Genomic DNA, 22,777 nt, shown 5'->3' on the forward strand with positions numbered 1-22,777 from the left:
GTTTTTTATGGTCGGCTTTCGCCGGTTCACCCCGCCCGGCACGGCTTGAACAGATCAAGCGCACCGTCATAAACCCGGGTCTGCACGTCCATGATACCGAGCATGGTGCGGGGCAACAGGTTGCCCCGCTCGGTTTGCCTGACCTACCCCGCCCTACACGGCTTGAACAGATCAAGCGCGCCGTCATAGACCTGGGTCTGCACATCCATGATGCCCAGCATTGAGTGGAACAGGTTGTCGTGGGAGAAGCGCTTGCTGCCCGCCTCCTGGCGCAAGCAATCCTGATTGAGCCCGCGATCCCGCTGCAGCTGGGGAGAGAACCAGGTCAAGAGGGGCACCCGGGTCTGGTCGTCCGGGGCGAACTTGTAGGGGGTGCCGTGCAGGTAGAGCCCCAGCGCGCCGAGAGATTCCCCGTGATCCGACAGATAGACCAGCCCCACATTGTACTGGCTCTCCAGAGTCTTGAGCTTGGCGATGAGCTGGGACAGCACCTTGTCGGTGTAGCGGATGGTGTTGTCATAGGTGTTGACCAGCTCCTCGTTGCTGCAGTTCTCGATGTCGCTGCGCGGGCAGTCCGGCAGGAAGACGCGATCGGCTGCCGGGTAGCGGCGATAGTAGGTCGGGCCATGGCTGCCCATCAGGTGGAAGGCCACCAGCTTGCTGCCCTGCCTGCCCTTCATCCCGGCGATCTGTTGATCCAGCCCCTGCAGCAAGACCTCGTCATAGCAGGAATCCCCTTCACAGTATTGGGGGAAGGCCTTGGGCTCGATCTCCAGGGTGGGCACGTGCTTGCACACCCCCTTGCAGCCGCCGTCGTTCTCCTTCCACAGCACGGAGACACCGGCGTGCTGCAGCACGTCCAGCAGTCCGTCCCTGGACTTGGCCAGGGTCTCGTCATAACCACGGCGCGTGAGGTTGGAGAACATACAGGGCACCGAGACCGCGGTGGCGGTGCCACAGGAGCGCACGTCCCTGAAGGAGACCAGATCCGGCTCCTTCATGGTGAAGCCGTTGGTCTGCTTCTGGTAGCCGTTGAGGGAGTAGTTCTGGCTGCGGGCCGTCTCCCCCACCACCAGGAACATCAGGGTCGGCTTGTCGCTCTTGGCCACCACCCTGGCATCTGTGCCTATCGGCTGATAAGGGACAGGGGTGGCGAAGAGAATATCCCGGGCGTAGCGATAGAGGCCGCGCACGTAATTGGAGGGGACTATCTCTTTGACGATGGTGTGGTTGTTGCGCCCGACCGAGGCGTAGTCCTGGTAATAGAGCGCGGCGACGCCGGCCAGGAACAGCAGGGAGAGGGCGATACCCGCCAGACGCTGGGCCAGCCCCTTGTACCAGGGAGTGGGGTATTCGATCTTCAGCCACAAGAGGGCAAGCACCGGCAGCACGGCGGTCAGCAGGAACCAGAGCACCACGGAAGCATTGAGGTAGGAGCTCGCCTCCCCGCTGTTGGTCTCGAGTATGTTCTGCACCATGCCCACATCGAAGATGATGCCGTATTTGAGCATGGCGTAGCTGACCAGGGAGGCGGTGACGATCAGGAAGGTGAAGAAGGGCTTGAGCAGATAGCGGAAGGTAAACGGCAGGAAGACCGCATTGAGGGCGGCAATCAGCACCAGGGGGATGGAGAGGGCAAACCCCGCCTTGACGTGCTCGAGGGCGGTGAGAATACGGTAAAAGTGCAGGAAAATGGGCCAGTTGAACACCAGTGCAAACAGCAGCACCAGCAACAGGTTGACCTTCATCACTCCCAGAGTGAGGCGCATAACGATACTCCAACAAACCAGTGATCTGGAGACCCTGCATGGGGGCTCCGTTGTGGGCATCCCTGTCACCCGTCTCTCTTCCCGAGCAGACAATGCGGTGATGGGCACAGCGGCCCGGATGCAAGGAGAGAGTAGGAAGGCAAACTTAAGCGGGCATTAAGGGAGGCACAGCGAAGGAAATGGGGCCAGAGAAGAGTCAAAGATATAAAAAACGGCAGCCTTAGGCTGCCGTCTGGTCGGAGGGAGGTGACCCCCTTGTGGTGCACCTCTGTCACACCTTCTCTATCTGGGGATCAGAGCAGCGCAGCCACTTCGTCGGAGATGGAGCCGTTGTGGTAGACCTCCTGCACGTCGTCCAGATCTTCCAGCATGTCGATGAGGCGCATCAGCTTGGGGGCGGTGTCGGCGTCCAGCTCGGCTTCGGTGGAAGCTATCATGGTCACTTCGGCGCTCTGGGGCTTGAAGCCGGCGGCTTCCAGGCCGTCCAGCACTGTGCCGAAGTCGTTCGGGGTGGTGTAGACCTCGATGGAGCCATCCTCTTCGGTGACCACGTCATCGGCACCCGCTTCCAGGGCCGCGTCCATCAGGGCATCTTCGTCCACGCCCACGAAGGTCAGCAGACCCTTCTTGCTGAACAGGTAGGCCACTGAGCCGTCGGTGCCCAGATTGCCGCCGCACTTGCTGAAGGCGTGACGCACTTCGGCCACGGTACGGTTGCGGTTGTCGGTCAGGCACTCCACCATGACGGCGGAGCCCGCCGGGCCGTAACCTTCGTAGACGATGGTTTCCAGCTGCTCGCCATCGCCACCACCGGCGCCGCGCTGGATGGCACGGTTGATGGTGTCACGGGTCATGTTGCCGGTCAGGGCAGCCGCTACCGCCGCGCGCAGGCGCGGGTTGTTGGCGGGATCCGCGTCACCGAGGCGAGCCGAGGTGGTGATTTCGCGGATCAGCTTGGTGAAGATCTTGCCACGCTTGGCGTCTTGCGCCGCCTTGCGGTGTTTGATGTTGGCCCATTTGCTGTGACCTGCCATAAAAACTCTCCGTTATAATGTGAAATCAATGGGATACGGGTCGCATGGCGACCCGTTCTTCAATCTTCTCAGGCGTCAGCCTTGGCATCGGCCTTGGCAACGGTGGCGATGGCCAGCTCGGTCAGCTGGGCCTGGTTGGCGAAGCTGGGAGCATCCGTCATCAGGCAGGCCGCTGCCGTGGTTTTCGGGAAGGCGATCACGTCCCGGATGTTGTCGGTACCGGTCAGCAGCATGCTGAGGCGGTCCAGACCGAAGGCCAGACCGGCGTGGGGCGGGGTACCGTACTTCAGGGCATCCAGCAGGAAGCCGAACTTCAGGCGCTGCTCGTCCGGGGTGATCCCCAGGATGTCGAACACGGTGGACTGCATCTCGCTGTTGTGGATACGCACAGAGCCGCCACCCACTTCGTAGCCGTTGATCACCATGTCGTAGGCGTTGGCATAGGCACCCAGGGGGTTGGCCTTGAGCTCGTCCGGGCCCAGGTTGCTCGGGGCGGTGAAGGGGTGGTGCATGGCAGCCAAGCCGCCTTCGCCATCTTCCTCGAACATGGGGAAGTCGATGACCCAGAGCGGCTTCCAGACGTTCTCCACCAGACCCAGATCGCGGCCCACCTTCAGGCGCAGGGCGCCCATGGCGTCGCACACCACCTTCTTGGAGTCGGCGCCGAAGAAGAGGATGTCGCCGTCGGCGGCACCGGTACGGGCCAGGATCTCGCGCACTATCTCGTCGGTGAGGAACTTGGCCACCGGAGACTGCACGCCTTCGAGGCCGTTAGCGGCTTCGTTGACCTTCATCCAGGCCAGGCCCTTGGCGCCATAGATGCCGACGAACTTGGTGTACTCGTCGATCTGCTTGCGGGACAGCTCGGCGCCGCCCGGCACTTTCAGGGCTGCCACGCGGCCTTTGGGGTCGTTGGCGGGGCCGGCGAACACGGCGAACTCCACCGCGGTCAAGAGGTCGGCCACATCCACCAGCTCCATGGGCAGGCGCAGGTCCGGCTTGTCGGAGCCAAAGCGGCGCATGGCCTCGTCGAAGGTCATGATGGGGAAGTCGCCCAGATCCACGTTCAGGATATGCAGCCACAGCTTGCGGATCATCTCTTCCATGATTTCACGCACCTGGGGCGCAGTCATGAAGGAGGTCTCCACGTCGATCTGGGTGAATTCCGGCTGGCGGTCGGCACGCAGGTCTTCGTCGCGGAAGCACTTGACGATCTGGTAGTAGCGATCGAAGCCGGACATCATCAGCAGCTGCTTGAACAGCTGCGGAGACTGCGGCAGGGCGTAGAACTTGCCCTTGTGCACCCGGCTCGGCACCAGGTAGTCACGGGCCCCTTCCGGGGTCGCCTTGGTCAGCATGGGGGTCTCGATGTCGAGGAAGCCCTGCTCGTCCATGAAGCGGCGCACGAAGGCGCTGGCCTTGGCACGGGTCTTCAGGTACCTGGCCATCTCGGGGCGACGCAGGTCCAGGTAGCGATACTTGAGGCTGATCTCTTCGCTGTTGACCTGGTTGAAGTCAAGGGGCAGCGGCTCGGCACGGTTGATGATGGTGAGCTCGTGGGCGAACACTTCGATGGCACCGGTAGCCATGTCGCTGTTGCGCTGGGAGTCCGGACGGGTACGCACCACGCCGGTCACCTGGATGCAGAACTCGCCGCGCAGCTCGGAGGCCAGGGCGAAGGCGTCCGGCTTGTCCGGATCGAAGAAGACTTGCACGATCCCTTCCCGGTCGCGCATGTCGATAAAGATGAGGCCGCCGAGATCGCGACGACGGTGGACCCAACCGCACAATGTAATGGTCTGCCCGGCATGGGCCTCATTGACCTGTCCGCAATAGATAGAGCGCATGGACTTCTTCCTTCGAAATGGTAGAGAGACGGTTCACCTTGGGTCGCCGGGCACGACTGGCAAGCACCGTCTGTCTCACAGCTGGCCAGATCCTGGTTCTTACCCGGTTTGAAATCAGTCTCATATCATCCGGCTCCCCGAGCCGGATACTTGCCGCCAATGCCGGCTCGCGCCGAGTGCCCCATCGAGGGGGCGACGCGCGAGGCGAGAACATCGGCAAGCGTCGTTGTCTGGCAACCTTGTGACTTAGATCATCGCCACCTTAGGCGCACAACCCCGTGAGTCACAACGATTTGGCAAACAAAAGGGCTGGCATTATAGAGGAAAACCCCCATTTGGGTAAAATGGCCCGCAGCCTCCTTTGCCCTGTTTTTTGTTGTCCTGGCGCAAAAAGGGGAGCAAAACAGCATAAATCCGCAGACAGGAACCGACATGAGCCTCTATTTGGGTCTGCCCCAGTGGTCACACCCGGCCTGGCCCGGCCAGTTGCTGGGGGTGGGCGCCAGGCCCGCCGAGCACCTCGCCCACTATGCCCGGGTGTTCAATACCGTGGAGGGCAACACCACCTTCTACGCCTCCCCCACCCCGGACACGGTGCGCCGCTGGGCCGATGCGGTGCCGCCCCACTTTCGTTTCAGCTTCAAGTTTCCGAAAGAGATCAGCCACCAGAGCGATCTGGTGAGCGCCGGCAAGCAGGTGGCGGCCTTCATCGCCCTGCTGGCGCCCCTGCACGGGCAACTGGGGCTGCTAAAGCTGCAACTGCCCGCCCGCTTCGGCCCCGCCGGCCTGCCGCGCCTCGCCGCCTTCTTCGAGAGCCTGCCGCCGGATTTCACCTATGCCCTCGAGGTGCGCCACCCTGACTTCTTCGCCAAGGGGGAGGCGGAGCGGGCCCTGAACCGCCTGCTGATGGACAGGGGCATCAACCGCATCATGCTCGACAGCCGGCCGCTCTTCTCGGTGCCCGCCGCCACGGCCGCCATGATCGATGCCCAGGGCAAGAAGCCCAGGCTCCCGGTGCACCTGCTCGCCACCGCAAGCAGCCCAGTGGTGCGCCTCATCGGCCTTCCTCAAATCGAGGACAATTACCCCTTTTTGCCATCCTGGTTGCCCCGTTGGAAACAATGGCTGGCAGAGGGGAAGGATCTCTACCTCTTTATCCATACCGCCGACAACGCCCGGGCCCCCGAACTGGCCCGTCAGGTCAGTCGGCTGCTCGGTCAGGAGATGGCCCCCTGGCCGGGGGAAAACGATCGCGCGCGCCAGGGCGTGCTGCCCTTTTAGCCACTCCCTTCCCCGCCCCTGTTTCACCGCTAAAAAAAGCCGTTTTTTTGTGGCCCCACTGGGTTCGGCGTCAAGACAAACGCCCGCCTTTCCTCTACACTACCGCCCCAAGCAAGGACCCGGACGCCCGCCATGGCACAGTGTTGCAGGCGACCGTCCGGCTCCCGGGAAAGGGCTCTGACCGCTGTCCATGGCAACACCTGCCGCAGACGGCTCATCCCCATAAAGGACCAGGATGATGGTCCATTGCGAACAGGGCGGGCCCGAAGGATCACAAGGCCAGCCACCCCGTTCGTAAACCGGTGACGACCCGGACGGGCGTCACCCAACGACTCCATTGAACACACAGTCGGTTCGCGCACCGGCTGTCAGGTTGCGCCAGCATGCACGATCAGATTTTTGCCGCCCCCATCGCCCAATTGGGGGATTTTTGCTTTGACGAACAGGTCGTCGATGTCTTCCCCGACATGATCCAGCGCTCTGTGCCGGGTTACAGCAACATCATCTCCGCCATCGGCATGATGGCCGCCCGCTACGCCCAGCCCCAGAGCCGCCTGTACGATCTCGGCTGCTCCCTCGGCGCCGCGACCCAGGCGATGCGCCGCCATGTCAACCAGCCGGGCTGCCAGATCACGGCGGTGGATCTCTCCCACCCCATGATAGAGCGCGCCCGCGCCCACCTCTCGGGCTTCAAGTCCGAGGTGCCGGTGGAACTGGTGGAGGCGGACATCTGCGACATCGCCATCGAGAACGCCTCCGTGGTGGTGCTCAACTTCACCCTGCAGTTCGTCGAACCCGAGAAGCGCGCCGCCCTCATCGCGCGCATCCATGACGGTCTGCGCCCCGGCGGCATCCTCATCCTGAGCGAGAAGTTCCGCTTCGAGGACGAGCAGGTCAACGCGCTGCTCATCGACTTGCACCTCGATTTCAAGCGGGCCAACGGCTACAGCGAGCTGGAGATCAGCCAGAAGCGCACGGCGCTGGAGAACGTGATGCGCACCGACAGCCTGGAAATCCACCGTGCCCGCCTGCGGGACGCCGGTTTCACCCATCAGGATCTCTGGTTCCAGTGCTTCAACTTCGGCTCCATGATTGCCATCAAATCAAGCGACGCCCAGCCATGATCGATTTCGCCAACTTTTATCAACTGATCGCCAAGAACCGGCTGAGCCACTGGCTGCACACCCTGCCCGCCCAGCTGCACGCCTGGCAGCACGACAACCTGCATGGGGATCTGCCGCGCTGGAACCGGGCCCTCAACAAGCTGCCGCAGGTGGCCCCCGGCAACGTCGAGCTGAAAAACCGGGTCGAGGTAGGCAGCCTTGAGAGCATGAACGAGGGGGAGCGCAAGAAGACCGAGAGCCTGCTGCGCCAGTTCATGCCCTGGCGCAAGGGGCCTTTTACCGTGCACGGCATCCACATCGACACCGAGTGGCGCTCCGACTGGAAGTGGGATCGGGTGCTGCCCCATATCAGCCCGCTCGCAGGGCGTTACGTGCTGGACGTGGGCTGCGGCAGCGGCTACCACCTCTGGCGCATGGTGGGGGAAGGGGCCAAGCTTGCGGTCGGCATAGACCCAAGCCCGCTCTTCCTCTGCCAGTTCGAGGCCATTCGCCACTTCGCCGGCAACGATCAGCGCGCCCATCTGCTGCCGCTCGGCATCCAGGAGCTCCCCGAGCTGCGGGCCTTTGACACCGTCTTCTCCATGGGGGTGCTCTATCATCGCAAGTCCCCCATCGAGCACATCGAACAGCTGCGCAATCAGCTCAAAGACGATGGGGAGCTGGTGCTGGAGACGCTGGTGATCGACGGCGGTGTCAACGACGTGCTGGTGCCCACCGATCGCTACGGCAAGATGCGCAACGTCTGGTTCATCCCCTCGAGCGCGGCCCTCAAGCTGTGGGTCGAGCGCTGCGGGTTCAGGGACGTGCGGATAGTGGACGAGAATATGACCAGCACCGACGAACAGCGTCGTACCGACTGGATGATTAACGAGTCCCTGAGTGACTATCTGGATCCCACCGATCCCGCACTCACGGTCGAAGGATACCCGGCACCCAAGCGTGCCGTACTGATCGCCAGAAAGGCCAAAGACTAGCCGATGGCGGCTGTGGAAGTTACACTGACCCAATTCCAGGAAGCACAGTTAAATGAATGACATGAAAAGCAAATTAAAAGGAATGACCCTGCTCTCCCTGCTCAGTCTCGGCGGGTGTGTCAGTATGGAAAAAGCGCCCCCTGTCCCGACCCTGACGCTGGCGGAGCTGCGCAACGAGATCTCGTTGAGCGAGCAACGCCTGCAAACATCCATGGAACAGCAACAGAAGCAGTATGTGCAGCAACAGCACCTGCTGGTTCAGCTCAACACCGATGTCACCAACATGAAAGAGTCCGTGAAGAAAGTCGACAGCAAGCTGGCTACCCTGCCACCCGAGCCCCCCAAACCCATGGCCATTCCCACCGAGAAGTGCCCGGCTCCGAGCCAGGGCCACACGGTCGACGGCAAGCTGCTGGTGGGTGAAGCGGAGTGGATCTGGGTCGATGCCGCCAACGATGCCTTCCAGGCACGGGTCGATACCGGCGCCACCACCTCCTCCATCAGCGCCCAGGAGATCACCATCTTCGAGCGCAACGGCAAGAACTGGGTGCGCTTCTTCCTGAGCCACCAGGAGATGGACGACAAGATCCAGATCGAGGCGCCCCTGGTGCGTCACGTGCGGGTACGTCAGGCCTCAGCAGACGACCTCGACCGCCGTCCCGTGGTGCGCCTCACAGTGCGCATCGGCGACATGACCGAGAAGGCCGAATTTACCCTCAAGGATCGCAGCGACATGACCTTCCCCGTGCTGCTGGGCCGTGAATTCTTGAAAGACATCGCCGTGGTCGACGTGGCCCGCGAGTATATCCAACCAAAACCCAAGCTCAAGGATGTAAAATAATCCATGGTTTCCCGTAAGCCGTTCTATCTGCTGGTCGCCCTGCTGTTCATTGTCGGCCTGGGAATGACGTTTTATCACCATGTCGCCCTGGACGTGCCCCTCACGCCCGGTGAAAAACGTCAGATCTGGTCTATCGAAGCCAAGCTCGAGTTCGAGGCCACCGGCGAGCCGGTGATCGCCTCCCTGGCCATTCCGGGCACCCAGCCCGGCTTCACCCTGATGAACGAGAATGCCGCGAGCCCGGGCTACGGCCTGTCGTTCGTGGAAAAAGACGGGGATGCCCGCGCCGAGTGGTCCATTCGCAGCGCCTCCGGCCGCCAGGAGCTCTACTACCGGGTCGACATGATGGCGGATGCCCATGCCAAGCCCGCCGCCAACCCCCTGCCGCCTGCCATCGAGAAGCAGATCGAGAGTGAGCCCTACGCCACCGCGATGAAGCAGATCCTCGAGCGCGCCCAGGAGCGTTCCGCCGACGGCTACACCCTGACCCGCGAGATCATCAAGGAGATCGAGAAACAGGAACAGAACGCCGAGCTGCTCAAATCCCACAAGAGCCGAGCCAGCCTGATCGCCGAGCTGCTCAACAACGCCGAGGTCCCTGCTCGGGTGGTGCACGCCCTGAGCCTGGAAGATGGTCGCCGTCGTCAGGAGCTGGTGGACTACCTGCAGGTGTTCAACAGCCCGACCGACTACAAGCTGTTCAACCCGCAAACCGGCGAACAGGGACAACCGGGCAACCTGCTGCTGTGGGAATACAACTCCGGCGCCCTCCTGGACGTCACCGGCGGTCACAACTCCCGCGTCACCTTCTCGATGATCGAGCAGGAGCAACCGGTCAACGTGGCCCTGGCGCAGAAGTTCGAGAAGTCCGAGATGATGAACTTCTCCATCCACAGCCTGCCCCTGGAAGAGCAGGCCCTGTTCAAGGGTCTGCTGCTGATCCCCATCGGCGTGCTCATGGTGGTCTTCCTGCGGGTCATCGTCGGTATCAAGACCTCGGGCACCTTCATGCCTGTGCTGATCGCGGTCGCCTTCATCCAGACCTCGCTGGTCACCGGTCTCATCGGCTTCCTGCTGATCGTCGGTACCGGCCTGGTGATCCGCTCCTACCTCTCAAGGCTCAACCTGCTGCTGGTGGCGCGAATATCGGCGATCATCATCATGGTGATCTCGATGATCGGCATCTTCTCGGCCTTTGCCTTCAAGCTGGGGCTGACCGACGGCATGAAGATCACCTTCTTCCCGATGATCATCCTCTCCTGGACCATTGAGCGGATGTCCATCCTGTGGGAAGAAGAGGGTCCGAAAGAGGTGGTACGCCAGGGTGGCGGCTCCCTGCTGGTGGCGGTCATCGCCTACCTGGCCATGGACAACGAGCTCATTCGTCACCTCACCTTCAACTTCCTCGGCCTGCAACTGGTGCTGATGGCCACCGTGCTGGTGATGGGCAACTACACCGGCTACAAGCTGAGCGAGCTCAAGCGCTTCAAGCCGCTGGTGGACGAGATGAAGTCCGGTGCCACCCCGGGTAAGGACAAGTAACAGATGTGGTTCTGGCAGAAATACACCAGCCCGTGGAGCCTGTCGCAAGCAGGCATCCTCGGCATGAACAAACGCAACCACTCCTACATCAGCCGCTACAACCCGCGTCGTCTCTACCCGCTGGTGGATGACAAGCTCAAGACCAAGCGCATCGCGCTGGACGCGGGGGTGACGGTGCCCGAACTCATCGGCACCATCCGCGAGCAGCACGACGTGACCCGCATCACCGAGCTGGTGAAGGATTGGCCGGGCTTCTGCATCAAGCCGGCCCGCGGCTCCGGCGGCAAGGGGATCCTGGTGATCCTGCGCCAGGAAGAGGGCAGCTTCTACAAGCCCAACGGCAGCGCCTGCAACGGCCAGGATCTGGAGCGCCATGTCTCCAACATACTGGCGGGCCTCTATTCCCTGGGCGGCAAGCCCGACGTGGCACTGGTGGAAGGCCTCATCAACTTCGATGACGTGTTCGACGGCTACTCCTTCGAAGGGGTCCCCGATGCCCGGGTGATCATCTTCAAGGGCTTCCCCGTGATGGCCATGATGCGCCTCTCCACCTCGGCCTCGGACGGCAAGGCGAACCTGCACCAGGGCGCCGTGGGGGTGGGTCTATGCCTGCGCACCGGTCGCGCCCTGCGGGCGGTGCAGTTTGGCAACCCCCTGCGCCACCACCCGGACACCGGCCTGGATCTCTACGATCTCAAGGTGCCCCACTGGGATACCCTGCTGACCCTGGCGGCCTCCTGCTACGAGATGTCGGGGCTTGGCTACATCGGGACCGACATGGTGCTGGACAAGTTCCGCGGCCCCATGCTGCTGGAGCTCAACGCCCGTCCCGGCCTCGCCATCCAGATCGCCAACGGTCGCGGCCTGGTGCCCAACCTCAAGACCATAGAGAAGCTGGGTCAGGTCAAGATGAACGTGGAGCAGCGGGTCAACTTCGCCAAGGATCACTTCGGTATCTTCGACGAATAGCCTGCCTCGCACCTGCAAAAACGCGCCAACAGGCGCGTTTTTTTATGGCCGGCCATGGGCGGCCCCGCAAGACGCCGGGGAAGGCCGATCCCCGTCACATCCCATGGCAACCCCCCTTCAACGGGCTGGCACAAGGGGATAAGCTCCCATGGCAGTAGTTGCCGCGACGGGCAGGTGGATGGCGGGCCTATCCCCCCTCTCCTGCCCCGCGAAGCACGGACCCTGCCAGGAGGGCGCCTAATCTCGGCGACAAAGCAGTCTCTCGATGGTAGATTAATCAAATCAAATAGATAGCATCGATCGGGTTTCCCCTATGCAACGTTGGCCCAGCCTGAAACAGCTGCAGTATCTGGTCGCTCTGGACGAGCACAAGAATTTCAATCGCGCCGCCAAGGCCTGTCATGTCAGCCAGTCCACCCTGAGTACCGGGATCCAGACCCTGGAGGACATGATGAACCTGCAACTGGTGGAGCGTGACCACAAGAGCTTCATCATGACGCCGGTCGGCATGGAGATAGTGGCGCGGGCGCGCAACCTGCTCTCCGATGCCCGGGATCTGATGGAGCTCGGCCAGCAGCAGGGGGGGGTCATGCACGGCACCGTCCGCCTGGGTTGCATCCCCACCATAGCCCCCTTCCTGCTGAGCAAGCTGCTGCAGCGGTGCGGCAAGGCCTATCCGGAGCTGGAGCTGCTGCTGCGGGAAGACACCACCACCAACCTGCTCAAGCAGCTGGAGCAGGGCCAGCTCGACCTGCTGATCCTGGCCCTGCCGGTGGAGATAGGGGGCTTTCACAGCAAGACGGTGGGGCAAGATCCCTTCCACATGGTGATGCCCTCCCACATGGCGGCGGGGCTGCACATGCCGTTCGACTACAAGGAGCTGCCCAACCAGAGCATCTTCCTGCTGGAGCGGGAGCACTGCCTGACCGAGCACGCGGTGAGCGCCTGCCGGCTGCGGGACAAGAGCAAGATCAACCCCTTCGCCGCCACCAGCCTGCACACCCTGGTGCAGATGGTGGGCGCCGGCCTTGGCACCACCTTCCTGCCCCAGATGGCCATAGATGCGGGCATCCTCGACAACTCGGATCTGGTGGCCATCCCCCTGCCCGGGGAGAAACCCTATCGGGAGATAGGCCTGGTGTGGCGCCCCAGCACCACCCGGGTGCAGACCTTCTACAAGATTGCCGAGCTGCTCACGCCGCTGATAACCCCCAAGGCGGCGGAGTGACGACTGGCTTGCCGGGGGCTGGTCTTCTGCCCTTGGCAAGCATTTATGCTATCGCTGTTCAGCTTCCAGGCAGGAACATCGTCTATGATGAATCCCGTGCCCTATCAAGGAGTTGAGATGTTTCGCACCCTGCTGCCGCCCCTGCTGGCCCTGCTTGTCGTCGCCTGCTCCAGTACCCCGGAGCCGCCACCGCCTGCCCGCCAGGCCAGTGCCTTCGACGGCTTCTATCAACAGTGGCGCGGCGTCCCCTACCGCATGGGCGGCACTGGTCGCGCCGGCCTCGACTGCTCAGCCTTCACCCAGCTTGCCTACCAGCAGGTGCTGGGCTTCACCCTTCCCCGCACCACGGAATCCCAGGCCAGTCTCGGCAGGCCGGTGGACAGATACCGGTTGCAGCACGGGGATCTGGTGTTCTTCAAGACCGGCTGGCAGCAGTACCACGTCGGGGTCTACACCGGGGCCGGGGAGTTCATTCACGCCTCCACCAGCAAGGGGGTGATCCGCTCGCGCCTCGACAACGTCTACTGGAACAGCCGCTACTGGCAGGCCCGCCGCCTGACCCAGTAGCCGCCACCAACGAACCGAAAAGAAGAAGGCCCCGAGGGGCCTTCTTCTTTTGTGCCGCGCAGAGGCTCAGTGCTTGCGGTGCCAGCGGGGCGAGGTGGCCCGCTCCCCCCAGGGGGTGACGCAGGGCAGCAGGGCTCCCTCGATCAGCCCATCGCTGGCCGCCAGCGCCTCGGCAATCTTCTCGTGGAGCAGGCGCAGCAGGTTCTTCTCCTGCTCCGCCAGGGAGTGGCCCGCGGCGAAATACTCCCGCTGATGTTGCAGCGCCAGCTTCTGGGCAAACTCATAGGTGTTGAAACTGTCCGGCATCCGCTCGATCACATCGTCCAGCCGGGCCAGCAGGCTGTGCAATTCCCTGGTCATGTGCTGCTCTCCATTTGAGTTGATAAGCAAAAACTACCCCTTATTGGATAATTCACCAATCGAGATACCCCAAAACTGTGGGGCCGAGCACAGTTCCCACGGACAGGGCCCCCCAGCCGCCCTCGCTCCGGCACACCCCTGTTTACAAGCTGGCAACAAGGCGCTAGGCTTGGACCGACTAATCAGTCGGTCAGTTTTTGTGCGGAGCAAGCCATGGAAGCCATATCAACAGAGTCCCCAGACAAGTTCTCCCTGCCCGAGCAGTTGCACCGCCTCAAGCAGGCCTGCCAGGCCCATCCCATGCCGAGCCTGGCACAGCGCCGCAGCCGGCTGATCGCACTCAAGGGAGCCCTGCTCGCCCACAAGCAACCCCTGTGCGACGCCCTGGCCCTGGACTATGGCCAGCGCAGCGACTACGACTCCCTGGTCGCCGACATCCTGCCCTGCGTCATGCAGATCAACTACAGCCTGAAACGGCTCAAGGGGTGGATGAGGCCGGTGCGGCGCCATCCCGGCCTGCTGCTGGCCCCCGCCAGGGTCGAGGTGCACTATCAGCCGCTGGGCGTCATCGGCATCATGGTGCCCTGGAACTTCCCTGTGATGCTGAGCCTGGGGCCCCTCATCGGCGCCATCGCCGCCGGCAACCGCGCCATGATCAAGCTCTCCGAGTTCACCCCTCACACCAACGCCGTGCTGCGCACCCTGCTGGCCCGGGTGTTTGACGATGACGAGGTGGTGGTCATCGAGGGGGACGCGGGACTCGCGGCCGCCTTCAGCACCCTCCCCTTCGATCATCTGCTGTTCACCGGCTCCACCGCGGTGGGCAGGCGGGTGATGGCCGCCGCCGCCCCCCAGCTCACGCCGCTGACCCTGGAGCTCGGTGGCAAGAGCCCCTGCCTCATCGCCCCCGACATGCCCCTGGCCCTGGCGGTGGAGCGGATGATCTTCGGCAAGAGCCTCAACGCCGGCCAGATCTGCGTGGCCCCGGACTATGTGTTGCTGCCGCGAGGGCAGGAGCAGGCCTTTATCGAGGCCTATCAGGCGCACTTTCGCCGCCTCTATCCCAAGGGGCTGGATAGCCCGGATTACGGCTCCATCATCAACGGGGCCCAGTATGAGCGGCTCACCGCCTGGCTGGCGGAGGCGAAACAGGCGGGTGCCGAGGTGCACCCTTGCGCCTCGCCGGCCCGGGATGACGGCACCCGCCGCCTGGTGCCCCACCTGCTGACCGAGGTGCCCGGCCACTGCCAGCTGATGCAGCAGGAGATCTTCGGTCCCCTGCTGCCCCTGGTGCCCTATGACAGCATCGAGGAGGCCATTGCCTATGTGGCGGCCCGGCCACGCCCGCTGGCGCTCTATCTGATGAGCCTGGATCCGGCGCTGCAGCACCGACTCATCCGGGAGACCCACGCCGGTGGCATGGCCATCAACGAGTGCCTGTTCCAGGTGGCGGCGGACGACGCCCCCTTCGGCGGCATAGGCCCCTCCGGCATGGGTCACTACCACGGCCACGAGGGTTTTCTCACCTTCTCCAAGGCGAAAACCGTGCTGCGCCGCGGCCGTTTCAGCGCCGGAACCCTGATCCACCCCCCTTATCGGCGCTGGTACCAGCGGCTGATGATGGCCCTGTTCCTGCGCTAGGAGGCAGCATGAGCGATCCCATGACAGACAAACGCCGCCAGATCCTGGATGCCGCCCTTGCCCTGTGCGCCGAGGATGGCCTGCAGGGGGCCGCCACCGCCCGCATCGCCCGGGCGGCCGGGGTGGCCAACGGCACCCTGTTCCACCACTTTCCCAGCAAGGAGCTGCTGATCCAACAGCTCTACCAGGACGTCAAGCTGCGCCTTGGGGCCGCCATCAGCGAGGCGGATCCGGCCCTGCCCCTCAGGGAGCAGGCGCGCCACTACTGGAGTCAGGCGATGAGCTGGATGCAGGCCCATCCCCACGAGCTCAAGTTCGTGCTGGGCTTCTTCCACTCCCCCCTGCTGGCCAGATCCCTGCGAAGCCAGATCCTGGGGGAGACACTGCGCTTCCTGCCGCGCCTGCTCGCCCAGGGGCAGGCCAGCGGCGAGCTGATGCAGGCGCCCCCCGTCCTGATGCTGGAGGTGTGCCAGAGCCAGTTCCTGGCCTGCGCCTCCCTCTTTGTCGACCAGCCCGAGCTCGGGGAGGATCCCCACTGGCAGGCCAGCGCCTTCGCCCTCTTCTGGTCCGCCATCGCAGGAGGTCTTGATGACGCTTGATCCTTGGCTTGCCACCGGCAGGCGCCTCTGGATAGGGGGCCTGCTCTGGGTCATCGGCCGCACCCTGTGCCGCGCCGCCCGGGTCGACGAGGCGGTGCGCCGCGAGCTCGCCCCCCTGCCGGAGGGGCTCTGCATCCGGCTGGAGGTGAGCGGCATAAAACGGGGGCTGACCCTGTACAAGTCAGGGGGTCGCTGGCGCTGCGGCGCTGCGCCCGATCCCGGCGGCCTGCACCCGCTGCGGGTACGTTTCAAGCACCCCGCCATCGCCTTTCGCGCCCTCAGCTTTCGCCTCGGCATCAATCAGGCCTTCTGCGAGAACCGGCTGCTGGTGGAGGGGGATCTCGGGGCGGCCATGCACCTGGTGCGGGCGCTGGAGCAGCTGCAAGCGCTGATCCTGCCTGCCTTCATCGCGCGGCCCCTGCTGCGCCACTACCCGAACCCGCGCCACAAGCTGACGCGAGCCTGCCACATCTACCTGGGTCTGCTGACCGGTTGAAGAGAAGGATGAACACCATGAGCCGTTATTACGATTTCTTCTGTCCGGTCAGATTGATGGCGGGGGAGCAGGCGCTGGAGCAGCTCCCGGACGAGCTGATGGCACTGGGGGCACGCCGTCCGCTGCTGCTCACCGACAAGGGAGTCGGCGGCAGCGGGCTCGCCACCCTGCTGGCCAATGTGCTGGCGGAGGGAGGCCTGCCGGTGGCCGCCATCTGGGACGAGATCCCCGCCGACTCCTCCACCGCCGTGGTGGAGCGCATCGCCGCCCGCTGGCGGGAGCTGGGCTGTGACAGCCTGGTGGCCCTGGGGGGCGGCTCCGTCATCGATACCGCCAAGGCGGTCAACATCCTGGTCACCCTGGGCGGGGAGCGGCTGCTGGATCACGCGGGGGCAGGCTGCCTGACCCGGCCCCTCAAGCCGCTGGCGGTGGTGCCCACCACGGCGGGCACCGGCTCCGAAGTGACCCTGGTGGCGGTGATCCGGGACGAGGGGAGCGGGCGCAAGGTGCCCTTCACCTCCCCCTTCCTGCTGCCCCAGCTGGCGGTGCTGGATCCGCGCCTCACCCAGGGGCTGCCGCTGCCCATCACGGCCGCCACCGCCATGGACGCCATGACCCACGCCATCGAGGCCTTCATCGGCAACGGCAAGAACCCGGTCAGCGACGCCCTGGCCCTGATGGCGGTGGAGAAGATAGCCGATGCCCTGCCCAGGGTGCTGCTGGCCCCCGAGGACAAGCGCCTGCGACTGCAGCTGGCGGAGGGCTCCACCCTGGCGGGCATGGCGTTTTCCAACTCCATGGTGGGGCTGGTGCACGCCCTCGGCCACAGCCTGGGGGCCCGCTGCCACCTGCCCCACGGCCTGTGCATGAACCTCTTCCTGCCCACTGTGCTCGACTACAACAGGCCGCAGATAGACCCTGAGCTGGCCCGTCTGCTGCTGCCGCTGGCGGGGCCGGAGCGCTTCGCCGCCACCCCAGAGGCGCTGCGCCCCCAGGCCACCCTGGATGCACTCTGCGCCCTGCGCGACACCCTGTGGGAGGCGGTGCGGCTGCCGCGCACCCTGGCGGAAGCCGGGGTGACGGACAGAGCCGTGCTCAAGGATATCCGGGATCTCGCCATCAACGACGGCGCCCTGCTCTACAACCGCAAGGATGCGGACAGGGAACAACTGCTGGCCCTGCTGGAGCAGGTATGGGAATGACCCCCAAGCCAGTCTGCAGAGGGTCGGGGGCACTGGATCAGATGGGCGGCGTGAAGACCCCGGTGGAGAGGTAGCGATCCCCCCGATCGCAGATGATGGCCACCACCACCCCCTGTTTGATCTCCGCCGCCACCCGCAGGGCGCCGGCCACGGCGCCCCCCGAGCTGACCCCGCAGCAGATCCCCTCTTCCCGCGCCAGCCGGCGCATGGTGGCGAGCGCCTCCTCCTGGGTCACATCCAGCACCCGATCGACCCGCGCAGGCTCGAAGATGGCGGGCATATAGGCCTCTGGCCAGCGGCGAATGCCCGGGATCTGGCTCCCCTCTGCCGGTTGCAGGCCTATCACCTGCACCGCCGGGTTCTGCTCCTTGAGGTAGCGGGAGACCCCCATGATGGTGCCCGTGGTGCCCATGGCCGAGACGAAGTGAGTGATTGCCCCCGCGCTCTGGCGCCAGATCTCGGGGCCGGTGGAGAGGTAGTGGGCATCCGGGTTGGCCGGGTTGTTGAACTGATCGAGCACCAGCCCCTCGCCGCGGGCCTGCATGGCCAGCGCCAGATCCCGAGCTTCCTCCATGCCGTTTTCCACCAGCACCAGCTCGGCGCCGTAGGCCTGCATGGCGTCGCGCCGCTCCTGGCTCATGGTACTGGGCATGACGAGGCGCATCCGGTATCCCCGGGCCGCCGCCACCATGGCCAGCGCTATGCCGGTATTGCCCGAGGTGGCCTCGATGAGTCGTGCTCCTGGCCCTAAGTGACCGCTCGCCTCCGCCGCCCGGATGAGGTTCAGGGCCGGCCTGTCCTTGACCGAGCCGGCGGGGTTGTTGCCCTCCAGCTTCACCAGCAGGGTCACGTCGGGACAGGGGTTGATGCGGCGCAGGCGCAGCAACGGGGTATTGCCAATCAGATCTTCCAGGGTGGCGAAGGCCATAACGGGATCCATCCTCTGCTAACTGTTCTATACCTTGCCTAGCGAGCCGCTCGCAGGCCGGTCAGTGTAAGCGAGCCTCCTCGGCCCGCAAAGAGCACGGTTGGCAAAGTCCGGCCAGCATGCTCTGATACCCCTTCCCCACCCTTTGAGGAGCCTCCATGAGCGACATTCTTCATCAGGCCGACCAGCAGCAGTTCATCTGCGTGGTGGACGGCAAGACCTCTCGCCTCAGCTACCGCATGCTGGACGCAACCACGGTGGACGCCTGCAGCACCCAAGTGCCGTCCGAGCTGAGGGGACAGGGCATTGCCGACAGGCTGGCTCGCAACTTCTACGACTGGACCCGGGCAGAGGGGCTCACCATAGTGCCGAGCTGCAGCTACATAGACGTCTGGCTGCGCCGTCATGCCGGTTGAGGCACAAGCCCCCCGGGAGGCGCAGCTGCAAGCCCACACCGAGGCCCTGCTGCGGGCCGATCCCCTGCGCATGGCCTGCCTGCGAACGGCGCGGGAGCTGGCCCTGCCGGACTGGGCGCTGGGGGCGGGCTTTGTGCGCAACCTCATCTGGGATCATCTCCATCACAAGGCCGAGCCCACCCCCCTCAACGACATAGATCTTGTCTATCTGGATCCAGGCGATCCGGAAGGTGCCGCCGAGCGGGAGCACGAAGCCTGGCTGGCGGAGCGTCTACCCGGCCAGCGCTGGGAGGTGCGCAACCAGGCGCGCATGCATGTGCGCCAGCAAGTGGCTCCCTTTGCCAGCTCGCTGGTGGCGCTCGGCCACTGGGTGGAGATACCCACCTGCATCGGGGTCCGCCTGCTGGAAAACGATGAGTTCCAGTGGCTGGCTCCCTACGGCTTTGGCCCCAACTGGTCCCTGCAGGTGAGCCCCAATCCGCGCTGCCGGCAGGAGAGCCGGATCTTCATCGACAGGATCAGGGACAAACAGTGGCAGCGCATCTGGCCTGATCTGGTGGTGAACTGGCCATGACCGGATTGCAATGGGCCGACAACCTTGGGCACACTAAGAAAAAGATGTTTGTAACTCAATGGGTTAAATAATGCGCGACTTCTTCTCACTCGAACGCTGGCTGCCGGGCCTCGCCGCCCTGCTGCAATACCAGCGGGCCTGGCTGATGCCGGATCTTCGCGCTGGACTCTCGGTGGCGGCCGTGGCCCTGCCCGTGGCCATCGCCTATGCGGAGCTCGCCGGCGTGGGCGCCATCGTCGGCCTCTACTCCTGCATACTGCCCATGGTGGTCTACGCCCTCTTTGGCACCTCCCGCCAGCTCATCGTCGGCCCGGACGCCGCCACCTGCGCCGTCATCGCCGCCGTTGTGACGCCGCTCGCCGCCGGGGATCCCACCCGCCAGTGGCAACTGGTGATGACCATGACCGCCATGACCGGCTTCTGGTGCCTCATCGCCAGCCGCTTCAAGCTGGGGGTGCTGGCGGACTTTCTCTCCCGCCCCATCCTGATGGGGCTGCTCAACGGGGTGGCCATCACCATCATGGTGGGTCAGCTCTCCAAGATCTTCGGCTTCACCTTCAGCGAGCGCTATCTCATCGAGCGGATCCTGAATGGCACCGACTACATTACCCAGACCCATCTGCCCACCCTGGCCATGAGCCTGACCGCCCTGCTCACCCTACTGCTGGCCAAGCGCTACAAGCCATCCTGGCCCTCCTCCATGGTGGCCATGGTGGTGACGGCGGCCCTGGTGTGGGCCCTCAACCTCGGCCAGTTCGACATCGCCACCCTGGGGGCCGTGGGCTCGGGCCTGCCCGCCTTCCAGATGCCGGAATTCCCCCCCGGCCTGATGCGCGAGCTGGTGCTGCCGGCGCTCAACCTCGCCATGGTGAGCTTCGTCTCCATGATGCTCACCGCCCGCAGCTTCGCCGCCAAGAACGGCTACGAGATCGACGCGGACAAGGAGTTCAGGGCGCTGGGCATGGCGAACCTCGCCTCTGCGGTCTCCCAGGGGTTTGCCATCAGCGGGGCGGATTCACGTACCGCGGTCAACGACGCCAACGGCGGCAAGAGCCAGCTGGTTTCCATCATCGCCGCGGCGGTGATCGCCCTCATCACCTTCTATTTGACGGCGCCGCTTAAATTCATCCCCACCGCAGCCCTCGGGGTGGTGCTGGTGATGGCCTCCCTGTCGCTCACCGATTTTCGCGGCCTCTGGGCCCTGCGCGACTCGGACCGCGCCGCCTTCTGGCTGGCCCTCATCACCTTCATCAGCGTGCTGACCATGGGGGTCATTCCGGGGATCACCCTGGCCGTCCTGCTGGGCCTGTTCCAGTTCCTGCGCAACGTGATGCGTCCCACCGATCAGCTGCTCGGCATGGACGACGAGGGGGTGGTGCGCACCCTGGGAGACAACGAGCAGGCCAAGGCGATTCCCGGCATTCTGGTCTATCGCTTCAACTCGCCGCTCACCTACTTCAACGCCCCCTACTTCAAGCGGCGGGTGCTGGCGCTGCTGGTGCAGGATCCCCACAATCCCAAGTGCCTGGTGGTGGACGCGGTGGCCTGCTTCACCCATCAGGACATCAGCGTGATGAGCATGGTGGGGGAGCTGCACAAGGAGCTCAGGCGCCGTGGCATCCACATGGTGATGGCCGGTCGCCACGGCCAGATGACCCAGTGGCTCAAGCAGGCAGGGATCCGGATCGGGGACGAGGGGGTCATCCTCAGTCCCGACATGTATCAGGCCCTGCGCATGACCCGCTGCTACCGGGAGCCGGTGTTCAAGGATGACGAGGTGGTGGAGAGCACCACGGATACCCTGCTCTCCCGCTGGCCCCAGGACGACGAGCTGCCGGACTCGGCACGCCTCACCCGGCCCTGCGAACAGGAAGCGGGCGCCACCCCGGTCTGACGGCGCCACCCAGCGAGAGGGTGCCGGGCCGGCCCGTCCCCCTCTTTGCTCAGGGCAGGATTGCACCCCGCACCCGCTTGGTGTTAAATGCCCGTCCAGATGGCGCTGACGAGGGCCATCCCCAGTATTTGGACATCCCATGCAGACTCAATCCCACGCGGGCCCGGGCTCCCTCTTCGCCCTGACCTGGCCACTGTTCATCGATCTCGCCCTGCACTTCCTGACCGGGGCCCTCAACACCTTCATGGTGGGCCACGTCTCCTACCAGGGGGTGGCGGCGCTGGCGGTGGGCAATCAGGTGTTCGATCTCGCCATCACCCTGTTCAGCTTCGTCAGCATAGGCACCAGCGTGGTGATCACCCAGTACCTGGGGGCGGGGGATAGGGAGAAGGCGCGCGTGGTCATCCACACCGCCATCGGCTTCAACCTGCTGGTGGGGCTGGTGGCCGCGGTCGGGGTCATGGCCGGTGCCAGCACCATGCTGGCGCTGATGAACCTGCCCGCCCACCTGATGGGGGATGCCACCCTTTACCTGCAGATCATCGGGCTCTGCCTGCTGCCGGAGGCGGCGGCGCTCTGCCTGGCCGCCACCCTGCGCGCCCATGGCCACACCCGTCAGGCCATGTACGTGACCCTCATCGTCAACCTCATCACCTTCGTCGGCAACCTGCTGCTGCTCTACGGCTGGTTCGGCCTGCCCCAGCTCGGGGTCGCCGGGGTCGCCATCAGCACTGTTGTCGGGCGCATCGTCGGCGTGGTGCTGCTGGTGTGGCTGGTGGCGCGCAAGACCGGCATACGGCTGCGGCTGCCGGAGATCTTCCGGCCAAGCCGCGCCATGCTGGACAAGGTGCTGCACATCGGCCTGCCAGCGGCGGGGGAGAACCTCTCCTGGATGCTGCAGTTCATGGTGGTGACCGCCTTCGTCGGCCTGCTCGGCGACAAGGCGCTGGCGACCCAGTCCTACTTCTTCCAGATCTGCCTGTTCATCCTGCTGTTCGGCCTCTCCATCGGCCTTGGCAACGAGATCATCATCGGCCACCTCGCGGGAGCCCGTCGCTTCGAGCAGGCCTATCGCCAGCTCATCAAGAGCCTCAAGCTCGGCCTCATCGTCACCAGCCTGATTGCCATCGCCGCGGCCCTGAACGGACGCGCCATCATCAGCCTGTTCACCGACGACGCCGACATCATCACCCAGGTGGCGCAGCTGTTCCTCATCAGCCTCATCCTCGAGCCCGGCCGCACCTTCAACCTGGTGGTGATCAACGCCCTGCGCGCCACCGGGGATGCCCGTTTCCCGCTCTACATGGCGCTCGTCTCCATGTGGGGCATTGCCGTTCCCCTCGCCTATTTCCTTGGTATCATGCAGGGCTATGGCCTGGTAGGCATCTGGTTGGCGCTGGCCTGCGACGAGTGGGTTCGCGGTCTGGCCATGTTCTGGCGCTGGCGCAGTCGTCGCTGGCAAAACAAAATTCTTGTCGAAACATAAGCGGA

General features: G+C 64.4%; 21 protein-coding genes. 16 read left to right on the plus strand and 5 right to left on the minus strand.

All coding sequences use genetic code 11. From position 1 onward, the window contains the following. Positions 1-143: 143 nt before the first annotated feature. From AC1IN8_RS04455 to aspS, 3 genes are all read right to left on the minus strand, one after another. Positions 144-1,769 (minus strand): phosphoethanolamine transferase, encoded by a 1,626-nt coding sequence (locus tag AC1IN8_RS04455; protein ID WP_479758185.1) that lies wholly within the window; start codon positions 1,767-1,769, stop codon positions 144-146. Between the two features lie 293 nt (positions 1,770-2,062). Continuing rightward, positions 2,063-2,803, minus strand: coding sequence for a YebC/PmpR family DNA-binding transcriptional regulator (locus AC1IN8_RS04460; RefSeq protein WP_005325689.1), 741 nt, complete (start codon positions 2,801-2,803; stop codon positions 2,063-2,065). 68 nt (positions 2,804-2,871) lie between these two features. After that, entirely contained in the window at positions 2,872-4,650 is a 1,779-nt protein-coding gene (aspS, locus tag AC1IN8_RS04465; protein WP_247626865.1) for an aspartate--tRNA ligase, read from the minus strand. 432 nt (positions 4,651-5,082) lie between these two features. On the opposite strand from aspS, the gene AC1IN8_RS04470 reads away from it, so the two are divergent. From AC1IN8_RS04470 to AC1IN8_RS04505, 8 genes are all read left to right on the plus strand, one after another. Beyond that, on the plus strand, positions 5,083-5,931 hold the full coding sequence (locus tag AC1IN8_RS04470; protein ID WP_479758186.1) for a DUF72 domain-containing protein: 849 nt from the start codon (positions 5,083-5,085) through the stop codon (positions 5,929-5,931). A 383-nt stretch (positions 5,932-6,314) separates the two neighbouring features. Next, on the plus strand, positions 6,315-7,055 hold the full coding sequence (cmoA, locus tag AC1IN8_RS04475) for a carboxy-S-adenosyl-L-methionine synthase CmoA (protein ID WP_205641370.1): 741 nt from the start codon (positions 6,315-6,317) through the stop codon (positions 7,053-7,055). Further along, positions 7,052-8,029 carry a tRNA 5-methoxyuridine(34)/uridine 5-oxyacetic acid(34) synthase CmoB gene (gene cmoB / locus AC1IN8_RS04480; protein ID WP_427230544.1) on the plus strand — a complete coding sequence of 326 codons (978 nt, stop codon included), beginning with the start codon at positions 7,052-7,054 and terminating at the stop codon, positions 8,027-8,029. Before cmoA ends, cmoB begins: the two co-directional genes overlap by 4 nt. Positions 8,030-8,081: 52 nt before the next feature. Further along, positions 8,082-8,870 (plus strand): ATP-dependent zinc protease family protein, encoded by a 789-nt coding sequence (locus AC1IN8_RS04485; protein WP_041204232.1) that lies wholly within the window; start codon positions 8,082-8,084, stop codon positions 8,868-8,870. 3 nt (positions 8,871-8,873) lie between these two features. Further along, positions 8,874-10,412: an inactive transglutaminase family protein gene (locus tag AC1IN8_RS04490; RefSeq protein WP_202046338.1), complete on the plus strand. Its 1,539-nt coding sequence runs from the start codon at positions 8,874-8,876 to the stop codon at positions 10,410-10,412. Positions 10,413-10,415: 3 nt separating this feature from the next. After that, on the plus strand, positions 10,416-11,381 hold the full coding sequence (locus AC1IN8_RS04495) for an alpha-L-glutamate ligase-like protein (protein WP_025326340.1): 966 nt from the start codon (positions 10,416-10,418) through the stop codon (positions 11,379-11,381). Positions 11,382-11,694: 313 nt separating this feature from the next. Beyond that, the gene (locus AC1IN8_RS04500) at positions 11,695-12,609 is read left to right on the plus strand and encodes a hydrogen peroxide-inducible genes activator (RefSeq protein ID WP_202046339.1); all 915 of its coding nucleotides are present in this window, start codon (positions 11,695-11,697) and stop codon (positions 12,607-12,609) included. A 117-nt stretch (positions 12,610-12,726) separates the two neighbouring features. Then, positions 12,727-13,176, plus strand: coding sequence for a C40 family peptidase (locus AC1IN8_RS04505; RefSeq protein ID WP_202046340.1), 450 nt, complete (start codon positions 12,727-12,729; stop codon positions 13,174-13,176). A gap of 66 nt (positions 13,177-13,242) precedes the next feature. Here AC1IN8_RS04505 and AC1IN8_RS04510 read toward each other — a convergent pair whose 3' ends face one another. Continuing rightward, the gene (locus AC1IN8_RS04510; RefSeq protein ID WP_025326337.1) at positions 13,243-13,536 is read right to left on the minus strand and encodes a hypothetical protein; all 294 of its coding nucleotides are present in this window, start codon (positions 13,534-13,536) and stop codon (positions 13,243-13,245) included. A 213-nt stretch (positions 13,537-13,749) separates the two neighbouring features. On the opposite strand from AC1IN8_RS04510, the gene AC1IN8_RS04515 reads away from it, so the two are divergent. From AC1IN8_RS04515 to AC1IN8_RS04530, 4 genes are read left to right on the plus strand one after another with little or no spacing between them, the layout of a single operon-like run. Beyond that, a complete protein-coding gene (locus AC1IN8_RS04515; RefSeq protein WP_479758189.1) occupies positions 13,750-15,177 on the plus strand; it encodes a coniferyl aldehyde dehydrogenase in 1,428 nt (475 codons plus the stop codon). Positions 15,178-15,185: 8 nt separating this feature from the next. Then, positions 15,186-15,776, plus strand: a complete 591-nt coding sequence (locus AC1IN8_RS04520; RefSeq protein ID WP_479758190.1) for a TetR/AcrR family transcriptional regulator — start codon at positions 15,186-15,188, stop codon at positions 15,774-15,776. After that, positions 15,766-16,272, plus strand: a complete 507-nt coding sequence (locus tag AC1IN8_RS04525; protein WP_479758191.1) for a hypothetical protein — start codon at positions 15,766-15,768, stop codon at positions 16,270-16,272. The genes AC1IN8_RS04520 and AC1IN8_RS04525 overlap by 11 nt, the downstream gene beginning before the upstream one ends. 17 nt (positions 16,273-16,289) lie before the next feature. Then, positions 16,290-17,474, plus strand: coding sequence for an iron-containing alcohol dehydrogenase (locus AC1IN8_RS04530; protein WP_479758192.1), 1,185 nt, complete (start codon positions 16,290-16,292; stop codon positions 17,472-17,474). Positions 17,475-17,511: 37 nt separating this feature from the next. On the opposite strand, the gene cysM is transcribed toward AC1IN8_RS04530, so the two are convergent. Continuing rightward, on the minus strand, positions 17,512-18,414 hold the full coding sequence (gene cysM, locus AC1IN8_RS04535) for a cysteine synthase CysM (protein ID WP_479758193.1): 903 nt from the start codon (positions 18,412-18,414) through the stop codon (positions 17,512-17,514). Between the two features lie 146 nt (positions 18,415-18,560). Here cysM and AC1IN8_RS04540 point away from each other — a divergent pair, with 146 nt between their 5' ends. The 4 genes from AC1IN8_RS04540 to AC1IN8_RS04555 all read left to right on the plus strand — a co-directional run bounded on the left by AC1IN8_RS04540 (position 18,561) and on the right by AC1IN8_RS04555 (position 22,772). Next, positions 18,561-18,818: a GNAT family N-acetyltransferase gene (locus AC1IN8_RS04540; RefSeq protein ID WP_427230564.1), complete on the plus strand. Its 258-nt coding sequence runs from the start codon at positions 18,561-18,563 to the stop codon at positions 18,816-18,818. Next, positions 18,808-19,392 (plus strand): nucleotidyltransferase family protein, encoded by a 585-nt coding sequence (locus AC1IN8_RS04545; protein ID WP_479758195.1) that lies wholly within the window; start codon positions 18,808-18,810, stop codon positions 19,390-19,392. The genes AC1IN8_RS04540 and AC1IN8_RS04545 overlap by 11 nt, the downstream gene beginning before the upstream one ends. Positions 19,393-19,462: 70 nt before the next feature. Beyond that, positions 19,463-21,286 (plus strand): SulP family inorganic anion transporter, encoded by a 1,824-nt coding sequence (locus AC1IN8_RS04550; protein WP_202046348.1) that lies wholly within the window; start codon positions 19,463-19,465, stop codon positions 21,284-21,286. Positions 21,287-21,425: 139 nt separating this feature from the next. Continuing rightward, complete coding sequence (locus tag AC1IN8_RS04555; RefSeq protein ID WP_479758196.1) at positions 21,426-22,772, plus strand: MATE family efflux transporter; 1,347 nt, start codon at positions 21,426-21,428, stop codon at positions 22,770-22,772. Positions 22,773-22,777 lie beyond the last annotated feature (5 nt).

The sequence above is a fragment of the Aeromonas sp. 130281 genome (assembly GCF_056642115.1).

Bases quoted from the DNA above. Each gene is read 5' to 3' on its own strand.
- cmoA (WP_205641370.1), top strand. From the start codon at position 6,315: ATGCACGATCAGATTTTTGCCGCCCCCATCGCCCAATTGGGGGATTTT.
- AC1IN8_RS04455 (WP_479758185.1), bottom strand. From the start codon at position 1,769: ATGCGCCTCACTCTGGGAGTGATGAAGGTCAACCTGTTGCTGGTGCTG.
- aspS (WP_247626865.1), bottom strand. From the start codon at position 4,650: ATGCGCTCTATCTATTGCGGACAGGTCAATGAGGCCCATGCCGGGCAG.
- AC1IN8_RS04505 (WP_202046340.1), top strand. From the start codon at position 12,727: ATGTTTCGCACCCTGCTGCCGCCCCTGCTGGCCCTGCTTGTCGTCGCC.
- AC1IN8_RS04550 (WP_202046348.1), top strand. From the start codon at position 19,463: ATGCGCGACTTCTTCTCACTCGAACGCTGGCTGCCGGGCCTCGCCGCC.
- AC1IN8_RS04515 (WP_479758189.1), top strand. From the start codon at position 13,750: ATGGAAGCCATATCAACAGAGTCCCCAGACAAGTTCTCCCTGCCCGAG.
- cysM (WP_479758193.1), bottom strand. From the start codon at position 18,414: ATGGATCCCGTTATGGCCTTCGCCACCCTGGAAGATCTGATTGGCAAT.
- cmoB (WP_427230544.1), top strand. From the start codon at position 7,052: ATGATCGATTTCGCCAACTTTTATCAACTGATCGCCAAGAACCGGCTG.
- AC1IN8_RS04530 (WP_479758192.1), top strand. From the start codon at position 16,290: ATGAGCCGTTATTACGATTTCTTCTGTCCGGTCAGATTGATGGCGGGG.
- AC1IN8_RS04495 (WP_025326340.1), top strand. From the start codon at position 10,416: ATGTGGTTCTGGCAGAAATACACCAGCCCGTGGAGCCTGTCGCAAGCA.
- AC1IN8_RS04540 (WP_427230564.1), top strand. From the start codon at position 18,561: ATGAGCGACATTCTTCATCAGGCCGACCAGCAGCAGTTCATCTGCGTG.
- AC1IN8_RS04490 (WP_202046338.1), top strand. From the start codon at position 8,874: ATGGTTTCCCGTAAGCCGTTCTATCTGCTGGTCGCCCTGCTGTTCATT.
- AC1IN8_RS04525 (WP_479758191.1), top strand. From the start codon at position 15,766: ATGACGCTTGATCCTTGGCTTGCCACCGGCAGGCGCCTCTGGATAGGG.
- AC1IN8_RS04470 (WP_479758186.1), top strand. From the start codon at position 5,083: ATGAGCCTCTATTTGGGTCTGCCCCAGTGGTCACACCCGGCCTGGCCC.
- AC1IN8_RS04500 (WP_202046339.1), top strand. From the start codon at position 11,695: ATGCAACGTTGGCCCAGCCTGAAACAGCTGCAGTATCTGGTCGCTCTG.
- AC1IN8_RS04485 (WP_041204232.1), top strand. From the start codon at position 8,082: ATGAATGACATGAAAAGCAAATTAAAAGGAATGACCCTGCTCTCCCTG.
- AC1IN8_RS04460 (WP_005325689.1), bottom strand. From the start codon at position 2,803: ATGGCAGGTCACAGCAAATGGGCCAACATCAAACACCGCAAGGCGGCG.
- AC1IN8_RS04545 (WP_479758195.1), top strand. From the start codon at position 18,808: ATGCCGGTTGAGGCACAAGCCCCCCGGGAGGCGCAGCTGCAAGCCCAC.
- AC1IN8_RS04510 (WP_025326337.1), bottom strand. From the start codon at position 13,536: ATGACCAGGGAATTGCACAGCCTGCTGGCCCGGCTGGACGATGTGATC.
- AC1IN8_RS04520 (WP_479758190.1), top strand. From the start codon at position 15,186: ATGAGCGATCCCATGACAGACAAACGCCGCCAGATCCTGGATGCCGCC.
- AC1IN8_RS04555 (WP_479758196.1), top strand. From the start codon at position 21,426: ATGCAGACTCAATCCCACGCGGGCCCGGGCTCCCTCTTCGCCCTGACC.